Genomic DNA, 23,181 nt, shown 5'->3' with positions numbered 1-23,181 from the left:
TGCCGTCCGTCCTGACTAGATCCGTCAGGATGGTATCGAAGGCGTGACAGCGGTGGCGCAGGTGCGTCTTCGATACGCCGCCTGCGGCGGCTACTCAGTCCGAACGGTAAGCCGAGCGCAGCTTCATTGCGCTTTCAGGCCATAGCGTACTTCCGGCCGCAATGGCGTCTTGCTGGATGCAGCGCGCACGTATTGCGGCGGCCAGGCCACGTCTTCGCGCAATTGCTGCGCGGCGTGCAGAGGCCAGTAGGGATCGCGCAGCAGTTCGCGCGCCAGCAGTACCAGATCGGCCTGACCGGTGCGCAGCACATGCTCGGCCTGGACGGCCTCGGTGATCATGCCGACCGTACCGGTGGCGATGCCGGCCTCGGCTTTGACGCGCGCGGCGAAGCCGGTCTGATAACCGGGACCGACCGGAATGGCCGCCGAGGGCAGGTTGCCGCCGCTAGACACATCCACCAGATCCACGCCCAGCTCACGCAGGCGGGCCGAGAGGGCCACCGTGTCATCGGGACTCCAGCCGCCCTCGCTCCAGTCGGTGGCCGACAGGCGGACCAGCAGGGGCAGTTCGGCGGGCCACACGGCGCGGGTCGCTTGCACCATTTCCAGCAGGAAGCGGATGCGGTTCTCGAAACTGCCGCCGTACTGGTCGGTGCGGCGATTGCTCAGCGGCGAGAGGAACTGGTGACCCAGGTAGCCGTGCGCGCCGTGCAATTCGATCACCTTGAAGCCGGCCGCCAGCGCGCGTTGCGCCGCCTGTGCAAACGCCTGCACCAGCGCCGCGATCTCGGCTGCCGTCAGGGCGTGCGGTTCGGTAAAGGTGGTATCGAAGGCCAGGGCGGAAGGGGCTTGCGGCAGCCAGCCACCCTCGGCCACCGGCACGCTGGCGGCCGGGCCATCCCAGGGGCGCAGCACGCTGGCCTTGCGGCCGGCGTGTGCCAGCTGGATGCCGGGCACGGCGCCTTGCTGTTCGATGAAGCGGGTGATGCGGCGCAGAGGGGCGATGTGCTCATCCTCCCAGATGCCCAGGTCGGCGCTGCTGATGCGACCTTCCGGTACCACGGCCGTGGCTTCTGCGATCACCAGACCGGCCCCGCCCACGGCGCGGCTGCCCAGGTGAACCAGGTGCCAGTCGTTGGCAAATCCATCCTCGGCCGAATACTGGCACATCGGCGAGACGGCAATGCGGTTGGGCAGAGTCACGCCGCGCAGGGTCAGCGGCGAAAACAAGTGACTGCTCATGCAAGAACTCCTGTCGTGTCATGGCATCAGGACGATGCCGAGATGCGCAGTCTAGGGGATTTCCGCAAAGCGCGTCGGCGGGCGTCTTCTATTGCGTCTCGAACTGCAATGCCGCCAGACTGGCGTAGAGGCCATCGCGCGCCACCAGTTCGGCATGGGTGCCGGTTTCGACGATACGGCCGTGTTCCAGCACGATGATGCGATCGGCACGCTGCACGGTAGCCAGGCGGTGCGCGATGACCAGCGTGGTACGTCCTACCATGGCCGCTTCCAGCGCGCTTTGCACGAGTCGTTCGGATTCGGCATCGAGAGCGCTGGTGGCTTCGTCCAGCAACAGCAGCGGCGGATTCTTCAACAGTGCGCGCGCAATGGCGATGCGCTGGCGCTGGCCACCGGACAGGCGCACGCCGCGCTCGCCCAGGAAGCATTGATAGCCCTCTGGCAGGCGTTCGATGAATTCATGCGCAGCGGCCATCTGGGCGGCCGCGATCACTTCCGCGTCGCTCGCGCCGGGGCGGCCGAAGCGGATGTTTTCCATGGCATTGGCCGAGAAGATCACGGTGTCCTGCGGCACGATGCCGATCGCATTGCGCAGGTCCTGCAAGGTCAGGTAGCGGATGTCCACGCCATCGAGGCGGATGCTGCCCTGCTGCGGATCGTAGAAGCGCAGCAGCAGCTGGAACAGCGTGGTCTTGCCGGCGCCCGAGGGACCCACCACGGCCACCGTCTCGCCAGCCCGCACGTCCAGCGAGAAGCCCGACAGCGAGGCACTGCCGGGGCGCGAAGGGTAGTGGAAGTCGAGCCCCTCGATCTGCAGCGCGGCGCCGTTGGCGGTACGCGGCGGCAGTTTTTCCGGCAGCAGCACGGATTGCACCGGCGACTGCGCCGCCAGCAGATCGAGCAGCCGTTCGGTGGCGCCGGCAGCACGCTGCGTGTCGCCCATCACCTCCGACAGTGCGCCCAGGGAACCTGCCACCAGCGAGGCATAGAGGATGAACTGGCCCAGTTCGCCAGCGCTCATGCTGCCCTGCATGACCGCATGCGCACCCAGCCACAGCACGAAGACGATGGCGCCGAACACCAGCAGGATCGCCACCACGGTCAGCAGCGAGCGCGCGCGGATGCGGTCCATGGCGGTCTGGAAAGCGCGCTCGACCGATTCGCCGAAGCGGCGTGCCTCGATCTCTTCATGCGTGAAAGCTTGCACGGTGGGCATGGCATTGAGGATTTCACCGGCCATGGCGGCAGCATCGGCCACGCGGTCCTGCGAGGCGCGCGAGAGCTTGCGTACGCGGCGCCCGTAAAACACGATGGGCAGCACCACCGCCGCCAGCATGACGATGATGATGGACGTCAGCTTTGCGCTCGTAATGAAGAGCATGCTCATGCCGCCCAGAAACAGCAGCGCATTGCGCAGCGCCATGGAGATGCTGGTGCCGACCAGGGTCTGGATGAGCGTGGTGTCGGTGGTCAGGCGCGAGAGCACTTCGCCGGTCTTGGTGGTCTCGAAGAATTCGGTGCTTTGCGTCACCACGTGCGCATAGACCGCGCTGCGCAGGTCGGCCGTGACCCGTTCGCCCAGCCAGGACACCATGTAGAAGCGCGCTGCCGTGGCCACTCCCAGCACGCAGGCCACGCCAAACAGCGCCAGAAAATACAGGTTGATGTGGCTGGCGCTCTTGCTGCCGGCCGCGCCAAAGCCGAGGTCGATCATCTGCTTGAAGGCATACGGCACGGCCAGCGTGGCGCCCGCTGCCACCAGCAGGGCCAGCCCGGCCAGCAGGAATTGCTTCTTGTAGGGCGCGAGGAAGGGCGCCAGCCCGCGCAGTGCCGCCAGCGCCGATTTGCGGGCGGTGGGCGAATCCGGCGCGGGCGTGGCGTCAGCAGGAAGGGAATCGGTGAGAGGAGAAGTCGTGGAGGACATGGACATGGATGAACTGTTGAGGCGGCCGGGCGAACCCGGCCGTGCATGTTGCCGCACGGCCAGAGGCGCCGGATGGCGCCGGGAAAATCTTGTTGCCGCGTTGAACCACCGGGGGCTGCCTTAGTCGGAAGAGGCATCAGTATAGACAGTCCGCGCAAACATCGCGCAGCTTGCGCGGTGAGGCGATGTTGTTCGTCAGCCATTGCTTGCCTGCTTCACGCTGCTAGAGTATGCGGATTCACGCACCGTCGACGTGACCGGAGCAGCGCAGCAGGCATCAGCATCATCCCAACCCCGTTACTGGCAAGGAGAGTCGCTTGGCCCAACCCGCACTGATCCCCTCCCCATGGGAGAGTTCGCAAGAAGACCATCCGGCCCATGCCGAGCTGCTGGCCGGACTGGCCGCTGCCGAGGCCGTCATTCCCCCCAAGTATTTCTATGATCCGCTGGGCAGCAAGCTCTTCGAGGCCATCTGCGCCTTGCCCGAGTACTACCCCACCCGCACCGAAGCCGCCATCTTTGCAGCACATCAGCAGGCCATCGCCGCCGCCGTCGGCCAGGGCTGTACGCTGATCGACCTGGGCGCGGGCAACTGTGCCAAGGCGGCCGCGCTGTTCGAGGCCTTGCAGCCGCGCCAGTATGTGCCGGTGGATATCTCCACCGATTTCCTGCACCAGTCGGTGGCGGGCTTGCAGAAGCGCTTCCCGCAGTTGCCGATGCTGCCGCTGGCGATGGATTTTTCGGCCACACTGGAACTGCCTGAGAGCGTGGATGCGCAGGGCCGCCTGTTCTTCTATCCGGGCTCGTCGTTGGGCAACTTCGATCCGGGGCAGGCGCTGGCTTTCCTGCGCCGCCTGCGGGCGGCCCTGCCGCCGCAGGGCGGTGACGGCGCCATCCTGATCGGCCTCGATCTGGTCAAGGATGCGCGCGTGCTGGAGGCGGCCTACGACGATGCCATCGGGGTGACGGCAGCCTTCAACCTGAACGTGCTCAACCACGTCAACGCCCTGACCGGCGCAGACTTCAACGCCCGCGACTGGCGCCACGTGGCCTTCTACAACGCCCGCCAGCAGCGCATCGAGATGCATCTGGAAGCGCGCCGCGACCTGATCGTGCGCTGGCCGGGCGCTCGCCGTACCTTCCATCAGGGCGAGCGCATCCATACCGAATACAGCCACAAGTTCAGCGAGCAGGACATCCTGGGCTTGTTGGAGCAGGCCGGTTTCGGGCGCTGCCGCATGTGGTTCGACGAGCGACGCTGGTTCGCGGTCTGCCATGCACAGGCGCGCTAGTGCTGCTTCCTGCATGCGCTGGCCGATGCTGATTTCATGATCCATTGATTCTTGCAGGAGACCGGATGCCTCCCGTCGTCATCACCCAAGACCCTGCGGCACAGCAGGACCCGGCCGCGACGGCGGCCACCATCGATGCCGTCATCGATGCTGCCGTCCAGCAGATCCACCAACGTCCGCGCGAGCGCCTGGGCGACCGCTACCGGCGCCTGCGCCGTCAATCACTACTGATCGCCGAACCCCTCTCGGCCGAGGATTGCTGCGTGCAGGCCATGCCTGATGCGAGTCCCATCAAGTGGCATCTGGCGCATACCACGTGGTTCTTCGAGACCTTTTTGCTGGAGCGTTTCGAGAGCGGCTTCGCGCCGTTCCATCCGCAGTTCCGCGTGCTCTTCAATTCCTATTACGAAGGCGTGGGAGAGAAGTTTCCGCGTGCGCAGCGCGGCTTGCTCACGCGTCCCTCCCTGGAAGAGGTACTGGCCTATCGCGAGCAGGTCGATGGGCGCATGCTGCTGCTGATTGATGCGCTGGAATCGGAGTCCGATGCACCGGCCGGGCAGGCTGGCAGTGCACATCCTCAACTGGCCGGATTCCTGAACTTGCTGGAACTGGGTATGCAGCATGAGCAGCAGCACCAGGAGCTGATGCTGACCGACATCAAGATTCTGCTCTCGCTGAACCCGCTGCAACCGGCCTACCAGCCTTTGCCCTTGCACCTGCGGCTGGAGGGACCGGCCGAGCTGGCCTTGCAGTGGCATCACATCGCCGCCGGTGTGGTGGAGATCGGCCATGCCGGCAGCGGCTTCTGCTTCGACAACGAGACGCCGCGCCATCGCCAGTTCGTTGAAGCCTACCAGTGCGCATCGCGCCTGGTGAACAATGCGGAATACCTGGCCTTCGTCGAGGCCGGTGGTTACGACGATGCCAGTTTATGGCTCTCGGAAGGCTGGGAATGGAACAAGCAGCAAGGGCTGGCACATCCCCTGTACTGGCGGCGCGCCGATGGCCAGTGGTGTGAATTCACGGAGTACGGCGTACAGCCGCTGCAGCCGCACCGCGCGGCGGTGCATCTTTCGTATTACGAGGCCGATGCCTATGCCCGCTGGGCCGGCGCGCGCCTGTTGACCGAGGCCGAGTGGGAACATGCCGCCGCACGCCTGCAAGGAGGCGGACGTGAATTTTTTGGCGTGGCCTGGCAGTGGACCAGCAGCAGCTATGCGCCTTACCCCGGCTTCGCTGCCGCACCCGGTGCGGTAGGTGAATACAATGGCAAATTCATGGTCAACCAGTATGTGTTGCGCGGATCATCGTCGGCCACGCCGCTGAACCACGCACGGTTGACCTATCGCAACTTCTTCCCGGCCACTGCGCGCTGGCAGGTCAGCGGCATCCGCCTGGCCCGCCAGGGCTGAGTTTTCGTTACCCCGCCCGGAGCTGCCGGGGGCGGCAGGCTGCGCGACTGCCGCTCAGAAGGTCTCCCACTCTTCTGGTTTGCCTTCCTTGCTGGCTGCCGGCAGGGCGCGCGGTGCGGGCACCGCCGTCGCCACCCGCACGGCCGCTGGCTTGGCGGCGGCAGGCTTGGCGGCCAAGGTGGCCGGCGGGGGCGCTGCCTGTACGGTGCGCAAGACCGGCGTGATTTGCGCACCCGACTCATCCAGACGGAATACGCTCACCAGTTCCAGCAGACGCTGGGCCTGATCCTGCAAGGCCTGCGCGGCCGCTGCAGCTTCTTCAACCAGGGCGGCATTCTGCTGGGTGGTGTTGTCCATCTGCATGATGGCCTGATTGACCTGCTCGATGCCATCGCTCTGCTCGCGCGTGGCCGACGAGATTTCACCGACGATGTGGCTGACCTGTTCGATGCTGTTGACCACCTCGTCCATGGTGCTGCCCGCCTGTGCGACCAGCTCGGTACCCGCCGTGACCTGTTCCACCGAATCGTTGATGAGTTCCTTGATCTCCTTGGCCGCGGTGGCCGAGCGCTGGGCCAGGCCGCGCACTTCGGAGGCCACCACTGCGAAGCCGCGTCCCTGCTCGCCCGCACGCGCCGCTTCCACTGCGGCATTCAAGGCCAGGATGTTGGTCTGGAAGGCGATGCCGTCGATGACCGAGATGATGTCCACGATCTTGCGCGAGGAGTCATTGATCGCCCCCATGGTCTGCACCACCTGCTTGACCGCCTGGCCGCCCTGGTTGGCCACGTTGGTGGCATTGCCGGCCAGTTCGCTGGACTTGCGGGTGTGGTCGGCGTTCTGCTTGACGCTGGAGGTCAGCTGTTCCAGCGAGGAAGCGGTTTCTTCGAGCGCACTGGCCTGCTCCTCGGTGCGTGAGGACAGGTCCAGGTTGCCGGTGGCGATCTGGGTCGAGGCAGTGACCATGGAGTCGGTACCACGCCGCACTTCCAGCACGATGGCCTTGAGCTTCTGGTTCATCGCCGCCAGCGCCTGCAGCAGACGGCCGGTTTCATCGGTGGATTGCACTTGGATGACGGCAGTGAGGTCGCCGGCCGCCACCGTTTCGGCAACTTCGACGGCACGGCTGAGCGGTCGGGTGATGCTGCGTGCGATGGTCCAGGCGATGAAGGCCGCAAACAGCGCCGCGAGCACGCCCGAGACCAGCATGATGGTGCGCGTGGTGTCGTAGGTGGCTTCGGCATCGGAGACCGACTTGTCCATCAGTTTTTGTTGGGTGTCGGAGAGTTCGTCGAGCTGGGCGAAGTAGATCTTTTGCAGCGGCACCATCTTTTCCAGCATCAGCTTGATGGCCGCGTCCTTCTGGCCGGAGGTGGCCAGCTTGTCGATTTCCTTGCGCAGGGCGGAGTAGCTCTTGCGGGTCTCGGTCACATTGTCGAACTTGGCGCGCGCCTCGGAGTTGACGATCAGGCTGCCCAGCTCTTCGTAGAGCTTGGTGTTTTCCGCTGACAGTTTTTCAATGGTCTTTTGCTCATTGGCAATCTGTGCCGGATCGGTCATGAGCAACTGGTTGCGCAGGGCAATGGCAATGTCATCCACCTTGCCGGAGACCGTATTGATGATGGCGATCTTCTTGTAGCGGTCATTGACCACCAGTTCCAGCGATTTGTTGATGTCGGCCAGGCGAGCCAGGCCCAGGCTGACGATGGCAGCGATCACGGCGATCAGCACCGAGAATGCGATGGCGAGTCGTACGGAAATGTTGAGATTGTTGAAGCGCATGATTTTCCCCCCGAAAAATATGGATGCGGCTTGCTTGTCTGAGCGGCCGTAGTCGAGCGTGGGCTTGAACTGGTGTGACGACCAGAAAAACAATCATAAGCCAGTTACGTGGAACGCGAGCATTCCCTGCAAGTAAATTGTGGCGGGAGGAAACGCGACAATGGCTACGGAAGAGCTTGCGGGGTCTGCACCTGCGCGCCTGCCTCTACCGCACCCGGGGGGCGGCGGCGAGGCAGTTCAGGAGGGTTTCGTCAGCGCAGGCGCGGCCGCACCAGCAGCGGCGCGTAACGCCACACGAAGAACAGGAAGGCCAGACTCCAGCACAAGGCCGACAGCCACAGCCACCAGGCATTGCTGCTGATCAACGTGGCGGCGATGCGACAGACGGCCGCCGCGCTGATCGCGATGTAGATGGCCGTGGTGTGGCGATCGGCCTGCAAGGCAGGGCTGGTATGGCCCAGCGATACGCGGGTCATGACGCCCAGGACCAGCGTACCCATTGCGCCGGCAGTCAAGGCGTGGATACCGGCCAGCAATGCCAGCCACAGTCTGGCCAGAGCGGCCAGCAGAGTGCCCCGCTCATGGCGAGGGCGGATGTGACGACGCCCGCCTGTAGGCCGGCGTCGTGTTCAGGGAAGCACGCCGGGATCGCCGGCGCGGTTCCGTTGTCAGGCAGCCTTGGCTTGCGCAGAGCCGGCCTGGTTGGCGCTCTCGCTGATGGCGATCTGGCGGTTCACGGCAGACAGCACGGCCTTGAAGGATGCGGTCACGATGTTGGCATCGATGCCCACGCCGAAACCGGTCGGTGCTTCGTTCAGGCGCAGCTCGATGTAGCTGGCGGCCTTGGCGTCGGCACCGGCGCCGATGGCGTGTTCGTGGAAGTCCATCAGTTTGATGTCCAGGCCCAGCGCATGCACGAAGGCATCGATGGGACCGTTGCCGCTGCCGCGCACGGTGACCGGCTGGCCATTGCGCACGATGTCGACTTCGATGTTGATGGACTCGGCCTTGGAGCTGTCTTCGGACATGCGGTGGGCACGATAGACGTAGGGCTCTTCGCGTTGCAGGTATTCACGCTGGAAGATGGCGTAGATGTCGGCTGCGGCGATTTCCTTGCCGGTGGCATCGGCTTCGCGCTGGATGGCGCGCGAGAATTCGATCTGCAGGCGGCGCGGCAGGGCCAGGCCGTATTCCTGTTCCAGCAGGTAGGCCATGCCGCCCTTGCCGGACTGGCTGTTGACGCGGATGACGGCATCGTAGCTGCGGCCCAGGTCGGCCGGGTCGATCGGCAGGTAGGGCACTTCCCAGATGGCGTCGGGCTGCTGCTTGGCGAAGCCCTTCTTGATCGCATCCTGGTGCGAGCCGGAGAAGGCCGTGAAGACCAGATCGCCGACGTACGGATGGCGCGGGTGCACCGGGATCTGGTTGCATTCTTCCACCACCTGGCGCACCACGTCGATGTCGGAGAAGTCCAGGCCCGGGTTCACGCCCTGGGTGTACAGGTTCAATGCCAGGGTCACCAGGTCGACATTGCCGGTGCGCTCGCCGTTGCCGAACAGGCAGCCCTCGACGCGATCGGCGCCGGCCATGACGGCCAGCTCGGCGGAGGCGACGGCGGTGCCGCGGTCATTGTGCGGGTGGACCGAGATGATGGCGCTGTCGCGGTGCTTCAGGTTGCGGCACATCCATTCGATCTGGTCGGCGTAGACGTTGGGGGTGGCGCACTCCACGGTGGAGGGCAGGTTCAGGATGATCTTGCGTTGCGGGGTGGCGCCCCAGGTTTCGCAGACGGCATCGCAGATTTCCTTGGAGAAATCCAGTTCGGTGGTGCTGAAGGATTCCGGCGAATATTCGAAGCGCCATTCGGTGCCCGGGCGCGCATCGGTCAGTTCCTTGACCAGGCGGGTGCCGGTGACGGCGATGTTCTTGATCTCATCGCGCGACATGTTGAAGACGATCTTGCGGAAGGCCGGGGCCACCGAGTTGTACAGGTGGACGATGGCCTTCTTGGCGCCTTCCAGCGATTCGACGGTGCGGCGGATCAGTTCTTCGCGCGACTGGGTCAGCACGATGATGGTGACGTCATCGGGAATGCGGTTTTCGACGATGAGCTTGCGCACGAAATCGAAATCGGTCTGCGAGGCGGAGGGGAAGCCGACTTCGATTTCCTTCAGGCCGGTCTTCAACAGCAGTTCGAAAAAGCGCAGCTTGCGCTCGGCGTTCATCGGCTCGATCAGGGCCTGATTGCCATCGCGCAGGTCGGTGCTCATCCAGATCGGCGGCGTGTCGATGACCTTGCCGGGCCAGGTGCGGTCGGGCAGGTCGATGGCAGGGAAGGGGCGGTATTTGGCGGCGGGGTTGCTTAACATCATGATGGACCTCTTGGTTTCCGGATGGCGTGGAATGCTTCAGTGCTTGAATGCGTTTCAGTACGTCAGATGTGGCGGATCGGGTTGCCTGGCTGCCACGGGCGCGTGGCCAGGCAACCCTTCATAGAGCCAGAGGCGGCATCTCCTGCAAAGCGCAACCTGCCTGACGGGGCTGGGGGCGCTGCTGGCGGATGGTGCTGGTGTTCGAATGCATATCGCTTCGCCTTTGGGCGGCGACGCCGGCTTTCATCACGAAGAGCGCGTCACTGCCTGGTTGTAATACGAGTGCTGCTGGATTTGGTGGGTTTGCCGGATCGCGTGCAATCAGCGGAAACGGCAGGAAATACGGATTTTAGCGCGAGGCTAGTAGTAGCGACACCGGTAGCAACGCTAGCAGGGCGCTGGCGCTGTTGTGGCGGTAGGAGAAGGTTGCTGCGGAAGTCATCCGTGCAATGTAGAAGATCGGGCGAGCGCTTGTCAAGCGCTATCTTTTTTACACAGGTAAAAGAAGGGCGCGCTCCAATAAATTCGTTGTTAGAATCCTCTTGTTACTAACTTTTTGGTCATTTATTTCCATTGTCGCAGCGCCAATTCCTTGTGCGGACGGAACGCCGCTGGGGGAAAATGCTCCAAACCGAGCGCTGCAGTAGCCTTTTGCATTGTCCGGCGGCCCCGTAAATAGACCGGACCGCTGCTCGCCACGAAGAAACACTCACAGAATGCCGACGTCTCCGCCATCCCGGGAGAGGATCGTCAAGAACCGTCATCATCCATGCAAAAACGCACCGACCTCATCGTCTGCGAAGAATGCGACGCTGTATATCAGCGCATGGCGCTGGGCCAGCGCGAGATCGCCTGCTGCCTGCGCTGTGGCGCCGAGCTGGAGCGCGATACCAGCGGCCGCCTGCAGCACCTGCTGCCGCTGACCATCGGAGCGCTGATCCTGTTCCTGATCGCCAATGTCTTTCCCATCGTCACCATCGAGCTGCAGGGGCTGTCCAGCCAGACCACCCTGATCGGTGCCGTGGTGGCACTGACCCGTGACGGCATGTCGGAGGTGGCGCTGCTGGTGCTGGCGACCACCTTGCTGTTCCCGCTGATCCAGCTGGCGATATTGCTCTATCTGCTGCTGCCGGGGGCGCGCGACCGCCGTCCGCCCGGATTCGTCCTCCTGTTGCGCCTGATGCAGGCAGCGCGGCCGTGGGGCATGATCGAAGTGTTCATGCTGGGTGTGCTGGTGGCGCTGATCAAGCTGTCCAACCTGGCCGAGGTCATCCCCGGACCGGCGCTGTGGTCCTTCGGCGGCCTGACCGTACTGCTCACCGTCGTGGTGTCTTTCAATCCGCGTTACCTCTGGCACCTGTGGGAACAGCAGCAAGCCGGGCAATACGGCGACCGGGAGAGCGGTGCATGAGCCGTTGGCGCTTCTCCTCCAGCGTGGGCCGCACCGCGCCTCCGGCTCCCGACCTCACCCGGGAGCCGGATGAAGATTTGCAGGTGCAGGATGCCGCCTCGCTGGGCGTGATCGGCTGCCATCACTGCGGCACGGTGTGGGAGGGCGCGCAGCCCCACCAGCCGTGCGGCGTGTGCCACGCTCCGCTGCACGTGCGCAAGGCCGACAGCCTGACCCGCACCTGGGCGCTGCTGATCGCGGCCTGCATCATGTACATCCCGGCCAATATGATGCCGGTGATGGTGACCAGCACCTTGTTTGATGAACAGCGCGACACGATTCTCTCCGGCGTCATCTATTTCTGGACCGCCGGTGAATGGGGCCTGGCGCTGGTGGTGTTCGTGGCCAGCTTCCTGGTGCCGCTGTTCAAGCTGGTGGCGCTGGGCATCCTGGTGTTTTCGGCGCGTCGCCGCAGCCGCTGGCGCCGCCTGCAGCGTGCGCGGCTGTACCGTGTGGTCGAGTCCATCGGCCGCTGGTCCATGCTGGACGTCTTCGTGGTCTCGGTCCTGACCGGGCTGGTAAAAATCCGTGGCTTTGCCGATATCCACGCCGGTATTGGCATCGCCGCCTTCGGTGCGGTGGTGGTGCTGACCATGCTGGCCTCGCTGTCCTTCGATCCCCGCCTGATCTGGGATGACCGTCCACAGGACCAGGATTCGCATGATCCCGGCCAAGCCATTCCCGCCATCCCCTCTCCCCACGACACTGCCCACAAGCCACAGGAAACCGCATGACTTCACCCGACCATTCCGATGACAAGCCGGCGCTGCTGCAACCGCGCCGGGCACGCCAGCGCAACTGGCTGCCCTCGCTGGTGTGGCTCATCCCCATCGTTGCCGCTCTGGTCGGCCTCACGCTGGTGACCAAGATCCTGATTGACCGCGGTCCCATGGTCACCGTCAGTTTCCGTTCTGCAGAAGGGCTGGAAGCTGGCAAGACCAAGGTGAAATACAAGGATGTGGAAATCGGCCAGGTACAGAGCCTGAAACTGGCCGCTGACCGCTCGCACGTGCTGGTAGGCATCCAGCTCAACCAGGATGCCGCCGGCTTCAATGCCGAGGACACCCGCTTCTGGGTGGTACGTCCGCGCATTGCCGCCTCCGGCATCTCGGGCCTGGGTACGCTGCTCTCAGGCGCCTACATCGGCGCCGACGCCGGCGCCTCGGGCGAGACCAAGAAGAACTTCGTCGGCCTGGAACAGCCCCCCATCGTGACCCGCGATTCCTCCGGGCGCCAGTTCGTCCTGCATACCGATGACCTGGGTTCGCTGGACATCGGTTCTCCCATCTTCTATCGCCGTATCAAGGTCGGCCAGGTGGTGGCCTATGACCTCGACAGCGATGGCCGCGGCGTGACCTTGCGCATCTTCGTCAATGCGCCCTACGACAAGTTCGTTACCCCGACTTCGCGCTTCTGGCATGCCAGCGGCTTCGACATGGAGCTCAATGCCAGCGGCTTCAAGCTGCATACGCAAGCGCTGTCCACCGTGGTGCTGGGCGGCATCGCCTTCCGCGACCGCGATGAAGGACCGTTGGGGACGCCGGCCAAGGAAGGCACCGAGTATGCGCTGGTGGAAGACGAAAGCGCGGCCATGAAGGAGCCCGACGGGGCACCGCAAACCGCCTTGCTGTATTTCGACCAGTCGCTGCGCGGCCTGCAGCCAGGCGCCACGGTGGACTTCCGCGGCGTGGTGCTGGGCGAAGTCAAGAGCATCGGGGTCGAGTATGACAAGGCGCGCGCGGAGTTCCGCATGCCGGTGCTGGTGCAGATCTATCCGGACCGTCTGGATCATCATTTCCGTGACGAGACTGGTGCCGAGCGCCGCTCCAACGCACAGGTGATGCGCATGCTGGTCAAGCGTGGCATGCGTGCCCAGCTGCGTAACGGCAACCTGCTGACCGGCCAGTTGTATGTGGCCATCGATTTCTTCCCCAAGGCCGCGCCCGTGCAGTTCGATCCGGACAAGATGCCGCTGGAACTGCCGACCATTCCGGGCAGCCTGGACGAATTGCAGCAGCAGCTCTCGGACATTGCAGGCAAGCTCTCCAAGGTACCCTTCGATGAGATCGGTCGTGATCTGCAGACCACGCTGAAGACCTTGAACAAGACCTTGAGCACGGCCGAGCAGACCGCCGCGCGCATCAATAACGACATCGCGCCCGAGATGCAGGCCGCGATGAAGGATGCCCGCAAGACCTTGAATGCAGCCGAGCGTACGCTTTCGGACGACGCCCCGCTGCAGCAGGATATCCGCCAGACCATGCGGGAACTGACCAAGGCTGCGGCCTCGATCCGCATCCTCACCGATTACCTGCAACAGCATCCGGAATCGCTGATCCGGGGCAAACAGGAGCCATGATGCAAGCCACCAAGCGTTTTTCCCTCAAGACCCTGGGCGCAGTCGCCCTGGCCGCAAGCCTGCTGGCCGCCTGCGGCAGCACGCCGCCGACGCAGTTCTACACGCTGGCCATGCCCGCCGAGGGCGCTGCCTCTGCGCGCAGCGCCAGCCAGGGACCGCAGGCCTTCATCGAGGTCATGCCGGTGGCCGTGCCGGAGCGGCTGGCGCGTCCGCAACTGGTGGTGCGCAGCGATGCCACGCGCCTCGATGTGCTGGAGCAGGACCGCTGGTCCTCGCCCTTCAACAATGAATTGCGCGATGCGCTGTCCGCCGGCGTGGCCGCAAGACTGGGCGCCATCGACGTCTCCCGCGGCGCACGCCCGGCGGACCAGCCCAGCTACCGTATCAATGTGGAATTGCGCGATTTCGACGCCGCCCGAAACGGCCGGGTCCAGGCCAGCTTCGGCTGGACCATCACCCGTTCAGATGATCGCAGCAGCGCCGCTTGCCGCTTGACGGTAGTGGAGCGTGTGGCCGGTGGCAGCAATGCCGATGTGGTCGCGGCCACGCAGAGGGCGGTAGGGCAGGCGGTGCAGGCGATTGCCGATAATGTCCGAGCTTTGCAGGCGCGGCAGGGTGGGCAGTGCGCAAGTTGAGCAAGCACATTCTGTAGCACCAAAGAAAAAGCCGCTTCCTCGGAAGCGGCTTTTCAACATCAGCACTGCCTGCAGCAATCAACGATCACCGTAGGAGCGGCGCGGGCCGTCGGCGCGGAAGCCGCCGCCGTTGCCCTTGTAGCCACCGCCGCCACCTTCGCGACGAGGACCGTTGCCGGCCGGCTTGGCGCCGCCGAAGCTGCGGCCTTCGCGGTTGTAGCCGCCTTCGCGATGGCCGCCTTCACGATTGCCACCGAAACCACCTTCGCGATGACCACCGCCTTCGCGGTTGCCGGCGCCGAAGCGCGGGCCGTTGTTGCTACGGCCATCACCCGGACGCCAGCCGCCCGGCTTGCGCGGGCTGCGCGGTGCAGCCGACTTCTTCGGCTCGAAACCTTCGACCACATCCACCGGAATGGTCTGCTTGGTGAAGCGCTCGATGCGCTTGACCTGCATGCCTTCGGCGTGATTGACCAGCGAGATCGCCACGCCATTGCGGCCGGCACGGCCGGTACGGCCGATGCGGTGCACGTAGTCTTCAGCGAACTTGGGCAGGTCATAGTTGAACACGTGGGTGATGCCCGGCACGTCGATGCCGCGCGCTGCCACGTCAGTGGCCACCAGCATGCGCACCTGGCCGCGGCGCAGGCTGTTCAAGGTACGGTTGCGCGCGCCCTGGTGCATGTCGCCATGCAGTGCGGCGGCCGCGAAACCGGCGATGTTGAGGCGATCGGCGATGGTGTCGGCGTCACGCTTGGTGGCGGTGAAGATCACGGCCTGGTCGATGCTGGTGTCGCGCAGCAGGTGGTCCAGCAGGCGGTTCTTGTGCGACAGGTCATCCACGAAGTGCACGCGCTGCATGATGTTTTCATGACGGGTCGACGAGCTGGCGATCTGGATGGTCAGCGGGTTGTTGGTGATGCGCTTGGCCATGTTGCCGACCACGCCGTCCAGCGTGGCCGAGAACAGCATGGTTTGGCGCGTGGCCGGGGTGGCGGCGACGATCTTTTCGATGTCGTCGATGAAGCCCATGTCCAGCATGCGGTCGGCTTCGTCCAGCACCAGGATCTGCAGTTGCGAGAAGTCGATCTTGCCCGACTCCATATGGTCGATCAGACGGCCCGGGGTCGCCACCAGGATTTCCGGATTGCGCGACAGCAGTTGCATCTGCTTCGGATACGGCATGCCGCCCAGGATGGACACCACGCGCACACGGCGCATGTAGGCACCGTACTTGTCGGTGGCGGTGGTCACTTGCAGAGCCAGTTCGCGGGTCGGGGTCAGCACCAGCATCTTCGGCTGTGCCGGCTGGTAACGCGGACGCTCGCCACGGGCACGGCTGGCCTGGCGTTCCTGGTTGGGGGTACGGGCTGCTTGCGGCGCCTGCGGCAGGTCGGCCAGCTGGTGCAGCGACGGCAGCATGAAGGCGGCGGTCTTGCCCGAGCCGGTCTGCGAGGACACCAGCAGATCCTGGCCGCTGATGGCGGCGGGGATGGCCTTTTCCTGGACCGGGGTCGGGGAGGTATAGCCTGCTTCGGTCAGGGCTTTGATGATCGAAGGGTTCAGGCCGAGTGCTTCAAAAGTCATAATCTCTTTCGTGAATGTGAACGACAGGCACGAGACGGGCGCACGCAAGCGCGCCGGGCATCGAGTGCCTGAACGAAAAAAAGCAACGCCAACCGACGAAATGACTATGAAAAATACAAAGAAATTTCGGCACAAAAGCTTTGCGCCGGGACGGCATCATCAAAGGATGCCAGGGGCGGGGGGCTTTTACTGGGAACTTGTCGTAATGACAGGTAAGGCTTGCGAAGCTGCTTGGGCAAATACGGCGGGAAACTCTACAGGGCAGATTTCACATCCGATTCGCCTGTACATCGGTTATTGCGATGCACAAGGCGAATCATACCCTAAAACCTCGAAATTAGCACGAAGCTATTTCGAGAAACTGTCTCTTTATTGTGGGGGACGCTTGCAAATTTCAGCAATTACTCCGCCATGCCGCCCACCACGCGGGAGAAACCGCCATCCACGTAGGTGATTTCGCCGGTGATGCCCGAGGCCAGGTCGGAGAGCAGGAAGGCCGATGCATTGCCGACGTCTTCGATGGTGACGTTGCGGCGCAGCGGGGCGGTCGCCGCCACGGCACCCAGGATCTTGCCGAAGCCTTTGATGCCGCTGGCGGCCAGGGTCTTGATGGGACCGGCCGAGACGCCATTGACGCGCACGCCCTTCGGGCCCAGCGATTCGGCCAGGTAGCGCACCGAGGCTTCCAGCGAGGCCTTGGCCAGGCCCATGGTGTTGTAGTTGGGCACCACACGCTCCGAACCCAGGTAGGTCAGGGTCAGCAGGGCGGCGTTGGACGAGAGCAGCGGCATGGCAGCCTTGGCCATGGCCGGGAAACTGTAGGCGGAGATGTCGTGGGCGATCTTGAAGCCCTCGCGCGAGAAGCCTTCCAGGAAATCGCCGGCAATGGCTTCGGAGGGGGCGAAGCCGATGGCGTGCACCAGGCCGTCCAGCTGGCTCCAGGACTTGCCCAGGTCGGCGAACAGGGCATTGATCTGCTCATCGCTGCCGACGTCGCAGTCGAAGACGAGCTTGCTGTCGAATTCTTCGGCGAACTTGGTGATGCGGTCCTTGAAGCGTTCACCAACATAGGTGAAGGCCAGTTCAGCGCCTTCGCGCTTGCACGCCTGGGCGATGCCGTAGGCGATGGAACGGTTGGACAGCAAGCCGGTGATCAGGATTTTTTTGCCTTGCAGAAATGCCATGTTGACTCCGTAGGGGCCGCCGCGTGCTGTGCACTCCTGGCAGGCAGAAGCAGGCGCGGTGCGGCCGGTAAGTGATAGCGGCGCCGCGCGGGGCGGCAGCCGGGATGGGACAGACCCGGATTGTAGGGGCTTGCGGCAGGCGCGGCAACCTTTGCGGCGCTGGCGGGGCTGGGCGCAGTGGGGCCAAGCCGCATTTGTTAAGTTGCTTTAATTGCTTCCCTGTAATCGCTGCTCTCTTTACAATGCCCCGACACGGAAATCGTTTCCGGATCCCGGCCCACCCCTTCAGGCAGCAGGCATCAAGCCATCAGGCGCGGGACTTGCTTGCCAGAGACATCACAGCCCACGAGAGTTCAGACAGACAACCGCATGGTCCAGCCCCTGAAGACAGCCAAGATTTTCCTCTCCTGCCTGCTGGCCGCCGCCCTGGCCCATGGCACCCCGGCCGCCGCCGAGCATGCCTTTTCGCTGTATGACACGCCCAAGTACCGGCCCGGCTTCACCCATTTCGATTACGTCAATCCGGATGCCCCCAAGCGCGGCACCCTTTACCTGGCCAATCCGGACGCCCGCACCAGCTTCGACAAATTCAATCCCTTCTCGCTCAAGGGCGTGGCCGCTGCCGGCGTGGACCAGTTCATGTTCGAAACCCTGGCCGTGGGCTCGGCCGATGAAGTGGCCTCCATGTACGGCCTGCTGGCCGACGATATGGTGGTGGCGCCGGACCGGCGTTCGATGCGTTTCCATCTCAACCCCAAGGCACGCTTCAACAATGGCGATCCGGTCACGGCCGCCGACGTCAGGTATTCCTTCGATACCCTGATGAGCAAGGGCTCGCCGCAGTTCAAGTCGCTCTTCGGTGACGTGGAACGTTGCGTGGTGGTCGATCCGATGACGGTGCGCTTCGACTTCAAAAGCGACAACCATGAACTACCCCTGATCGTGGGCGGCCTGCCGGTGTTCTCGCCCAAGTGGGGCGCGGGCACGCCATTCGACCGCATCCAGCTCACCCCGCCCATTGCCAGCGGTCCTTATGCCATCGAAAGCTACGATCCGGGCCGCAGCATCATCTATCAGCGCCGTGCCGATTACTGGGGCAATGACCTGCCCACGCGGCGCGGCATGTACAACTTCGCGCGCATCGCCTATCGCTTCTACAAGGATGACCTGGCCCGGCTGGAAGCCTTCAAGGCAGGCGAATTCGACGTCGTGGTCGAGTACAGCGCCAAGAACTGGGCGCGTGGCTATACCGGTCCGAAATTTTCGGATGGCCAGATCGTCAAGCGCGCCTTCCCGCATCACAACGGCGCCAACATGCAGGGGTTCGTGATGAACCTGCGCCGCCCGCAATTCCAGGATGCGCGGGTGCGCCGCGCGCTGGGCCTGGCGCTGGACTTCCAGTGGATGAACCGGCAACTGTTCTACAACCAGTACACCCGCGTCGATTCCTACTTCGCCAATTCCGAACTGGCGGCCACCGGCAGCCCGTCGGCGGACGAACTCAAGCTGCTGGAACCCTTGCGTGCCCAGTTGCCGGCCGCCGTCTTCGGCCCGGTACCGGCGCCGCCCAATACCGATCCGCCCGGCTCCTTGCGGGCCAACCTGATGCAAGCGCGACGGCTGTTCCAGGAAGCCGGGTGGACTTATCGCGACGGCGCTTTGCGCAATGACAAGGGCGAGGTGTTCCAGATGGAAATCCTCGACGACCAGCCTTCGATGTCGCGCGTCATCAGCATCTATGTCCGCAACCTGGAGAAACTCGGGGTCCGCGTGAACCAGCGCACGGTGGATTACGCGCTGGCGCAAAAGCTGCTGGAGAACTTCGAGTTCGACATGACCAGCCTGGCCATCCCCGCCACCAACAGTCCGGGCAGCGAGATGTTCGACATCTACGGCTCGCGCGCGGCCGACGAATCCGGTTCCAACAATGTCTGGGGACTGAAGAATGCCGCGGTGGACCAGTTGATCGGCAAGGTGGTGGCGGCCCATTCGCGCGCCGAACTGCTGACAGCCACCCACGCGCTGGACCGGGTGCTGCTCAATCTCTACATCACCGTGCCGCACTGGTATTCGTCCACGCACCGCATGGCCTACCGCAACCGCTTCGGCATTCCTGCGGTACTGCCCAGGTACTACGAAGCCAATCCCTACGTGGTCAGCATGTGGTGGGAAGAAAAGCCGCGCTGAAAAAGCGCTGCCTTCCCATGACACCGATCCTGCCTCCGGAAACAAGAAAGCACTTGCCATGAATATCTGGGCTTACATTCTCAAGCGCATCCTCCTGATGGTGCCCACGCTGCTGGGCGTCATCGCCATTACCTTTGCCGTGATCCAGTTCGTGCCGGGCGGTCCGGTGGAGCAGATGGTGCAGGAGTTGCGCGGGCGCTCCGGCGTGCACGAATCGGCCGGTGGCAGCGGTGCCTATCGCGGTCGCCAGGGTGTGGATGCCGAACGCGTCAAGGAAATCAAGGCCCTGTACGGTTTCGACAAGCCACCGTTGGAGCGCTTCTGGCTGATGCTCAAGGGGTTCGCCACCTTCGACCTCGGCCGCAGCTTCTATCGCCATGCCGATGTCTGGGAGCTGGTGAAGTCGAAGATGCCGGTCTCCATCAGCATCGGTTTGTGGACCTTCTTCATTACCTACCTGATCTCGGTACCGCTGGGAATCGCCAAGGCTGTGCGCGAGGGCAGCCGCTTCGATTCGGTCACCAGCGCTGCGGTGCTGGTGGGCTACTCGATTCCCGGTTTCGTGCTGGGCGTGTTCCTGCTGGTGATGTTTGGCGGCGGCAGCTTCCTGCAATGGTTCCCGCTGCGCGGGCTGACCTCCGACAACTGGGCGCAGCTCTCCTGGTTCGGCAAGATCACCGACTACCTCTGGCATATCACGCTGCCCATCATTGCCTCGGTGGCGGGCTCGTTTGCCACTATGACCATGCTGACCAAGAACACCTTCCTCGAGGAAATCCGTAAACAATATGTACTCACTGCGCGCGCCAAGGGCCTCTCGGAAAAGCGGGTGCTCTACAAGCACGTCTTTCGCAATGCGCTCATTCCGCTGGTGACCGGTTTCCCGGCCGCCTTCATCGGTGCCTTCTTCGCCGGCAGCCTGTTGATCGAGACGCTGTTCTCGCTGGACGGACTGGGTTTGCTGTCGTATGAAGCCGTGATCCGCCGCGACTATCCGGTGGTCATGGGCACGCTCTACCTGTTCACGCTGATCGGCCTGGCGGTCAAGCTCATCGGCGACCTCTGCTATGTCTGGGTCGATCCTCGCGTGCAATTTGAAAGCCTGGCGAAATGAATCCCGCATCTCTTCCCACCACGCCCTCCGTCTCGCCCGGTCGCCGCATCTGGCTGCGTTTTCGTAGCAACCGCACCGGTTACTGGAGCTTGCTGATCTTCTCGGTGCTGTTCGTGCTCAGCCTCGGGGCCGAACTCTTTTCCAATGACAAGCCGCTGGTGGCCAGCTACCAGGGCCAACTGATCTTCCCGATGTTCAAGGATTATTCGGACAAGAGCTTCGGCGGCGACTTCGATACGCCGGCCGACTACCTCGATCCCTTTATCCAGGATCAGTTCAAGAAGGACGGCAACTGGGCCCTGTATCCCCTGAACCGCTACAACCACGAGACCCTGAACTATTTCGCCAAGTCGCCCAATCCGGCCCCGCCTTCGGCCGACAACTGGCTCGGTACCGATGATCGCGGACGCGACGTGTTTGCCCGGCTGCTCTATGGTTTCCGGCTTTCGGTGCTGTTCGGTCTGGCCTTGACGGCCATCGGCGTGGTGTTGGGCGTGCTGGCCGGGGCGATACAGGGCTACTTTGCCGGCCGTACCGACCTGTTGATCCAGCGCCTGCTGGAAATCTGGGGTTCGATGCCGGAGCTGTATCTGCTGATCATCTTCTTTTCCATCTTCCAGCCCAGCCTGCTGGTGCTGCTGGGCTTGCTGGCCGCCTTCGGCTGGATGGGCTTGGCTGATTACGTGCGCGCCGATTTCCTGCGCAACCGCAACCTCGAATATGTGCAGGCCGCACGTGCCTTGGGCTTGTCCAATCGCCAGATCATCTGGCGCCACGTGCTGCCCAACAGCATGACCACAGTGGTGACCTTCCTGCCGTTCCGCATGAGTGCGTCCATCCTCGCGCTGACCAGCCTGGACTTCCTCGGCCTGGGCGTGCCGCCTTCCACGCCCAGCCTGGGCGAGTTGCTGTCGCAGGGGAAGAACAACCTCGATGCCTGGTGGATTGCGCTGTCGACCTTCCTGGTGCTGACCGTCATGCTGCTGTTGCTGACCAATATCGGCGATGCCCTGCGCAACGCCCTGGACGTACGGAGGAAGGCATGAGCGCCGCCCTGCTGGAAGTGAAGGAGTTGACGGTGCGCTTCGGCGACGCCGTGGTAGTCGATCGCGTGAGTTTTTCGATTGCTCCTGGCGAGAAGTTCGCCCTGGTAGGCGAATCCGGTTCAGGCAAGACGGTTTCTTCGCTGGCCGTCATGCAGCTCAACCAGGATGCCCGCTACGAAGGCAGCATCCTGCTCGACGGCCAGGATGTGCTGAAGAAAAATGAGCGCCAGATGCAGCAGGTGCGCGGCAACGACGTCGCGATGATCTTCCAGGAGCCGATGACGGCCTTGAATCCGCTCTTTACCATCGGCAACCAGATCGCCGAAGTACTGATGCATCACGAAGGTCTCAATGCCCGCGATGCGGCCCGGCGCGCCGTAGCGCTGCTGGAAAAGACCGGCATCCCCGAACCGGCGCGGCGGGCACTGTCATATCCGCATGAACTCTCGGGCGGCCAGCGCCAGCGCGCCATGATCGCCATGGCGCTGGCCTGCAAGCCCAAGCTGCTGATCGCCGATGAACCGACCACGGCCCTGGATGTGACTATCCAGGTGCAGATCCTGGCGCTGCTGAACCAGTTGCAGCGCGAAGAAAACATGGCCGTGCTCATCATCTCGCACGACCTGAACCTGGTGCGCCACTTCGCCGACCGCGTGGGCGTGATGGAAAAAGGCAGGCTGGTGGAAAGCGCCAGCGTCACCGAACTGTTTGCCCACCCGCAGCAAGCCTATACGCGCAAGCTGCTGCAAAGCCGCCCGCAGCGCAATGCGGCCGATGTGGTGGCCGGGGCCCCGGTGGTGCTGCAGGCAGAAAAGCTGCGCTGCACCTATCACATCAAGCAGGGCTGGTTCGCCAAGCGCGCCTTCCATGCCGTCGATGGCATCGACCTGCAATTGCGGCGCGGTGAAACCATAGGCATCGTCGGCGAATCCGGGTCCGGCAAGTCGACCCTCGGCATGGCCTTGCTGCGCCTGTCGGCGGCCAGCGTGACCGGCAGCATCCGTTTCGGGGGCGTGCCGATTTCCGAGCGCAGCAGTCGTGAACTGCGGCCCTTGCGTGCGCGCATGCAGGTGGTGTTCCAGGATCCCTTCGCTTCCCTCTCGCCGCGCCGCACGGTGGAGCAGATCGTTGGCGAGGGCCTGGCCCTGCATCATCCCGACAAGAGCCCGGAGCAGCAGCGCCAGGCCATCATCGCCGCGCTCGAAGAAGTCGGCCTGACGGCGGCGGTGCTGGATCGCTATCCGCATGAATTCTCCGGTGGTCAGCGCCAGCGCATTGCCATTGCCCGTGCATTGGTGCTGCAACCCGAACTGCTGCTGTTGGACGAGCCGACCTCGGCGCTGGACGTGACCGTGCAGCAGCAGGTGCTGCAACTGCTGGCCGAGCTGCAGCGCCGGCACGGGCTGGCCTATCTCTTCATCACCCACGACCTCGCCGTGGTGCAGGCGATGGCGCATCAGGTCATCGTGATGAAGGATGGCAAGGTGGTCGAAAGCGGCCCTACCGAGCAGGTGCTGCAGCATCCGCAGCAGGATTACACACGCCGTCTGGTGGCCGCGGCCAGCTACGCCGAAGCGGCGCACTGAAACGCAGGC

At 63.8% G+C, this 23,181-nt stretch carries 17 protein-coding genes; 10 read left to right on the top strand and 7 right to left on the bottom strand.

The annotated features are described in order from the left end of the window. Positions 1 to 123: 123 nt before the first annotated feature. Positions 124 to 1,242, bottom strand: coding sequence for an NADH:flavin oxidoreductase/NADH oxidase (locus AACH55_RS18025; protein WP_338716037.1), 1,119 nt, complete (start codon positions 1,240 to 1,242; stop codon positions 124 to 126). 88 nt (positions 1,243 to 1,330) lie between these two features. Further along, the gene (locus tag AACH55_RS18020; protein WP_338716036.1) at positions 1,331 to 3,172 is read right to left on the bottom strand and encodes an ABC transporter transmembrane domain-containing protein; all 1,842 of its coding nucleotides are present in this window, start codon (positions 3,170 to 3,172) and stop codon (positions 1,331 to 1,333) included. 311 nt (positions 3,173 to 3,483) lie between these two features. On the opposite strand from AACH55_RS18020, the gene egtD reads away from it, so the two are divergent. Together egtD and egtB are read left to right on the top strand one after the other, a co-directional pair. Next, entirely contained in the window at positions 3,484 to 4,458 is a 975-nt protein-coding gene (gene egtD / locus AACH55_RS18015; RefSeq protein ID WP_338716035.1) for an L-histidine N(alpha)-methyltransferase, read from the top strand. A gap of 65 nt (positions 4,459 to 4,523) precedes the next feature. Continuing rightward, positions 4,524 to 5,870 (top strand): ergothioneine biosynthesis protein EgtB, encoded by a 1,347-nt coding sequence (gene egtB, locus AACH55_RS18010; RefSeq protein ID WP_338716034.1) that lies wholly within the window; start codon positions 4,524 to 4,526, stop codon positions 5,868 to 5,870. A 54-nt stretch (positions 5,871 to 5,924) separates the two neighbouring features. Here the strand turns inward: egtB and AACH55_RS18005 are convergent, their stop codons facing one another. From AACH55_RS18005 to leuA, 3 genes are all read right to left on the bottom strand, one after another. Beyond that, positions 5,925 to 7,652, bottom strand: a complete 1,728-nt coding sequence (locus AACH55_RS18005) for a methyl-accepting chemotaxis protein (protein ID WP_338716033.1) — start codon at positions 7,650 to 7,652, stop codon at positions 5,925 to 5,927. Between the two features lie 251 nt (positions 7,653 to 7,903). Then, positions 7,904 to 8,218 carry an NnrS family protein gene (locus AACH55_RS18000; RefSeq protein WP_338720342.1) on the bottom strand — a complete coding sequence of 105 codons (315 nt, stop codon included), beginning with the start codon at positions 8,216 to 8,218 and terminating at the stop codon, positions 7,904 to 7,906. A gap of 102 nt (positions 8,219 to 8,320) precedes the next feature. After that, positions 8,321 to 10,024, bottom strand: a complete 1,704-nt coding sequence (gene leuA / locus AACH55_RS17995) for a 2-isopropylmalate synthase (RefSeq protein WP_338716032.1) — start codon at positions 10,022 to 10,024, stop codon at positions 8,321 to 8,323. A gap of 769 nt (positions 10,025 to 10,793) precedes the next feature. Here leuA and AACH55_RS17990 point away from each other — a divergent pair. Genes AACH55_RS17990 through AACH55_RS17975 form a run of 4 tightly spaced genes read left to right on the top strand, consistent with a single transcriptional unit; the run spans position 10,794 to position 14,468 of the window. After that, the gene (locus tag AACH55_RS17990) at positions 10,794 to 11,435 is read left to right on the top strand and encodes a paraquat-inducible protein A (protein ID WP_338716031.1); all 642 of its coding nucleotides are present in this window, start codon (positions 10,794 to 10,796) and stop codon (positions 11,433 to 11,435) included. Beyond that, positions 11,432 to 12,208, top strand: coding sequence for a paraquat-inducible protein A (locus AACH55_RS17985; RefSeq protein WP_338716030.1), 777 nt, complete (start codon positions 11,432 to 11,434; stop codon positions 12,206 to 12,208). The genes AACH55_RS17990 and AACH55_RS17985 overlap by 4 nt, the downstream gene beginning before the upstream one ends. Then, positions 12,205 to 13,833 (top strand): MlaD family protein, encoded by a 1,629-nt coding sequence (locus AACH55_RS17980; RefSeq protein WP_338716029.1) that lies wholly within the window; start codon positions 12,205 to 12,207, stop codon positions 13,831 to 13,833. Before AACH55_RS17985 ends, AACH55_RS17980 begins: the two co-directional genes overlap by 4 nt. Continuing rightward, positions 13,830 to 14,468, top strand: coding sequence for a PqiC family protein (locus tag AACH55_RS17975; protein ID WP_338716028.1), 639 nt, complete (start codon positions 13,830 to 13,832; stop codon positions 14,466 to 14,468). The genes AACH55_RS17980 and AACH55_RS17975 overlap by 4 nt, the downstream gene beginning before the upstream one ends. A 78-nt stretch (positions 14,469 to 14,546) precedes the next feature. Here AACH55_RS17975 and AACH55_RS17970 read toward each other — a convergent pair whose 3' ends face one another. Together AACH55_RS17970 and fabI are read right to left on the bottom strand one after the other, a co-directional pair. Next, positions 14,547 to 16,055, bottom strand: a complete 1,509-nt coding sequence (locus AACH55_RS17970) for a DEAD/DEAH box helicase (protein ID WP_338716027.1) — start codon at positions 16,053 to 16,055, stop codon at positions 14,547 to 14,549. A 401-nt stretch (positions 16,056 to 16,456) separates the two neighbouring features. Next, positions 16,457 to 17,239, bottom strand: coding sequence for an enoyl-ACP reductase FabI (gene fabI / locus AACH55_RS17965; protein WP_013235368.1), 783 nt, complete (start codon positions 17,237 to 17,239; stop codon positions 16,457 to 16,459). Positions 17,240 to 17,608: 369 nt separating this feature from the next. On the opposite strand from fabI, the gene AACH55_RS17960 reads away from it, so the two are divergent. Genes AACH55_RS17960 through AACH55_RS17945 form a run of 4 tightly spaced genes read left to right on the top strand, consistent with a single transcriptional unit; the run spans position 17,609 to position 23,172 of the window. After that, positions 17,609 to 19,426 (top strand): extracellular solute-binding protein, encoded by a 1,818-nt coding sequence (locus AACH55_RS17960; RefSeq protein WP_338716026.1) that lies wholly within the window; start codon positions 17,609 to 17,611, stop codon positions 19,424 to 19,426. A 58-nt stretch (positions 19,427 to 19,484) separates the two neighbouring features. Continuing rightward, positions 19,485 to 20,540, top strand: coding sequence for a microcin C ABC transporter permease YejB (locus tag AACH55_RS17955; protein WP_338716025.1), 1,056 nt, complete (start codon positions 19,485 to 19,487; stop codon positions 20,538 to 20,540). Next, positions 20,537 to 21,586, top strand: a complete 1,050-nt coding sequence (locus tag AACH55_RS17950) for an ABC transporter permease (protein ID WP_338716024.1) — start codon at positions 20,537 to 20,539, stop codon at positions 21,584 to 21,586. The genes AACH55_RS17955 and AACH55_RS17950 overlap by 4 nt, the downstream gene beginning before the upstream one ends. Beyond that, a complete protein-coding gene (locus AACH55_RS17945) occupies positions 21,583 to 23,172 on the top strand; it encodes a dipeptide ABC transporter ATP-binding protein (RefSeq protein ID WP_338716023.1) in 1,590 nt (529 codons plus the stop codon). Before AACH55_RS17950 ends, AACH55_RS17945 begins: the two co-directional genes overlap by 4 nt. Positions 23,173 to 23,181: the final 9 nt, after the last annotated feature.

Source organism: Herbaspirillum sp. DW155, assembly GCF_037076565.1.
Classification (GTDB): domain Bacteria; phylum Pseudomonadota; class Gammaproteobacteria; order Burkholderiales; family Burkholderiaceae_D; genus Herbaspirillum.
The sequence above is the reverse complement of the archived record's forward strand: the minus strand, read 5'-3'. Positions and strand labels throughout refer to the sequence as shown.

Coding starts and splice junctions, on each gene's coding strand:
- fabI (WP_013235368.1), bottom strand. CDS start 17,239: ATGGCATTTCTGCAAGGCAAAAAAATCCTGATCACCGGCTTGCTGTCC.
- AACH55_RS18020 (WP_338716036.1), bottom strand. CDS start 3,172: ATGTCCATGTCCTCCACGACTTCTCCTCTCACCGATTCCCTTCCTGCT.
- AACH55_RS17985 (WP_338716030.1), top strand. CDS start 11,432: ATGAGCCGTTGGCGCTTCTCCTCCAGCGTGGGCCGCACCGCGCCTCCG.
- AACH55_RS17990 (WP_338716031.1), top strand. CDS start 10,794: ATGCAAAAACGCACCGACCTCATCGTCTGCGAAGAATGCGACGCTGTA.
- AACH55_RS17960 (WP_338716026.1), top strand. CDS start 17,609: ATGGTCCAGCCCCTGAAGACAGCCAAGATTTTCCTCTCCTGCCTGCTG.
- AACH55_RS18025 (WP_338716037.1), bottom strand. CDS start 1,242: ATGAGCAGTCACTTGTTTTCGCCGCTGACCCTGCGCGGCGTGACTCTG.
- egtB (WP_338716034.1), top strand. CDS start 4,524: ATGCCTCCCGTCGTCATCACCCAAGACCCTGCGGCACAGCAGGACCCG.
- AACH55_RS17975 (WP_338716028.1), top strand. CDS start 13,830: ATGATGCAAGCCACCAAGCGTTTTTCCCTCAAGACCCTGGGCGCAGTC.
- AACH55_RS17950 (WP_338716024.1), top strand. CDS start 20,537: ATGAATCCCGCATCTCTTCCCACCACGCCCTCCGTCTCGCCCGGTCGC.
- AACH55_RS17970 (WP_338716027.1), bottom strand. CDS start 16,055: ATGACTTTTGAAGCACTCGGCCTGAACCCTTCGATCATCAAAGCCCTG.
- leuA (WP_338716032.1), bottom strand. CDS start 10,024: ATGATGTTAAGCAACCCCGCCGCCAAATACCGCCCCTTCCCTGCCATC.
- AACH55_RS17955 (WP_338716025.1), top strand. CDS start 19,485: ATGAATATCTGGGCTTACATTCTCAAGCGCATCCTCCTGATGGTGCCC.
- AACH55_RS17980 (WP_338716029.1), top strand. CDS start 12,205: ATGACTTCACCCGACCATTCCGATGACAAGCCGGCGCTGCTGCAACCG.
- AACH55_RS17945 (WP_338716023.1), top strand. CDS start 21,583: ATGAGCGCCGCCCTGCTGGAAGTGAAGGAGTTGACGGTGCGCTTCGGC.
- AACH55_RS18005 (WP_338716033.1), bottom strand. CDS start 7,652: ATGCGCTTCAACAATCTCAACATTTCCGTACGACTCGCCATCGCATTC.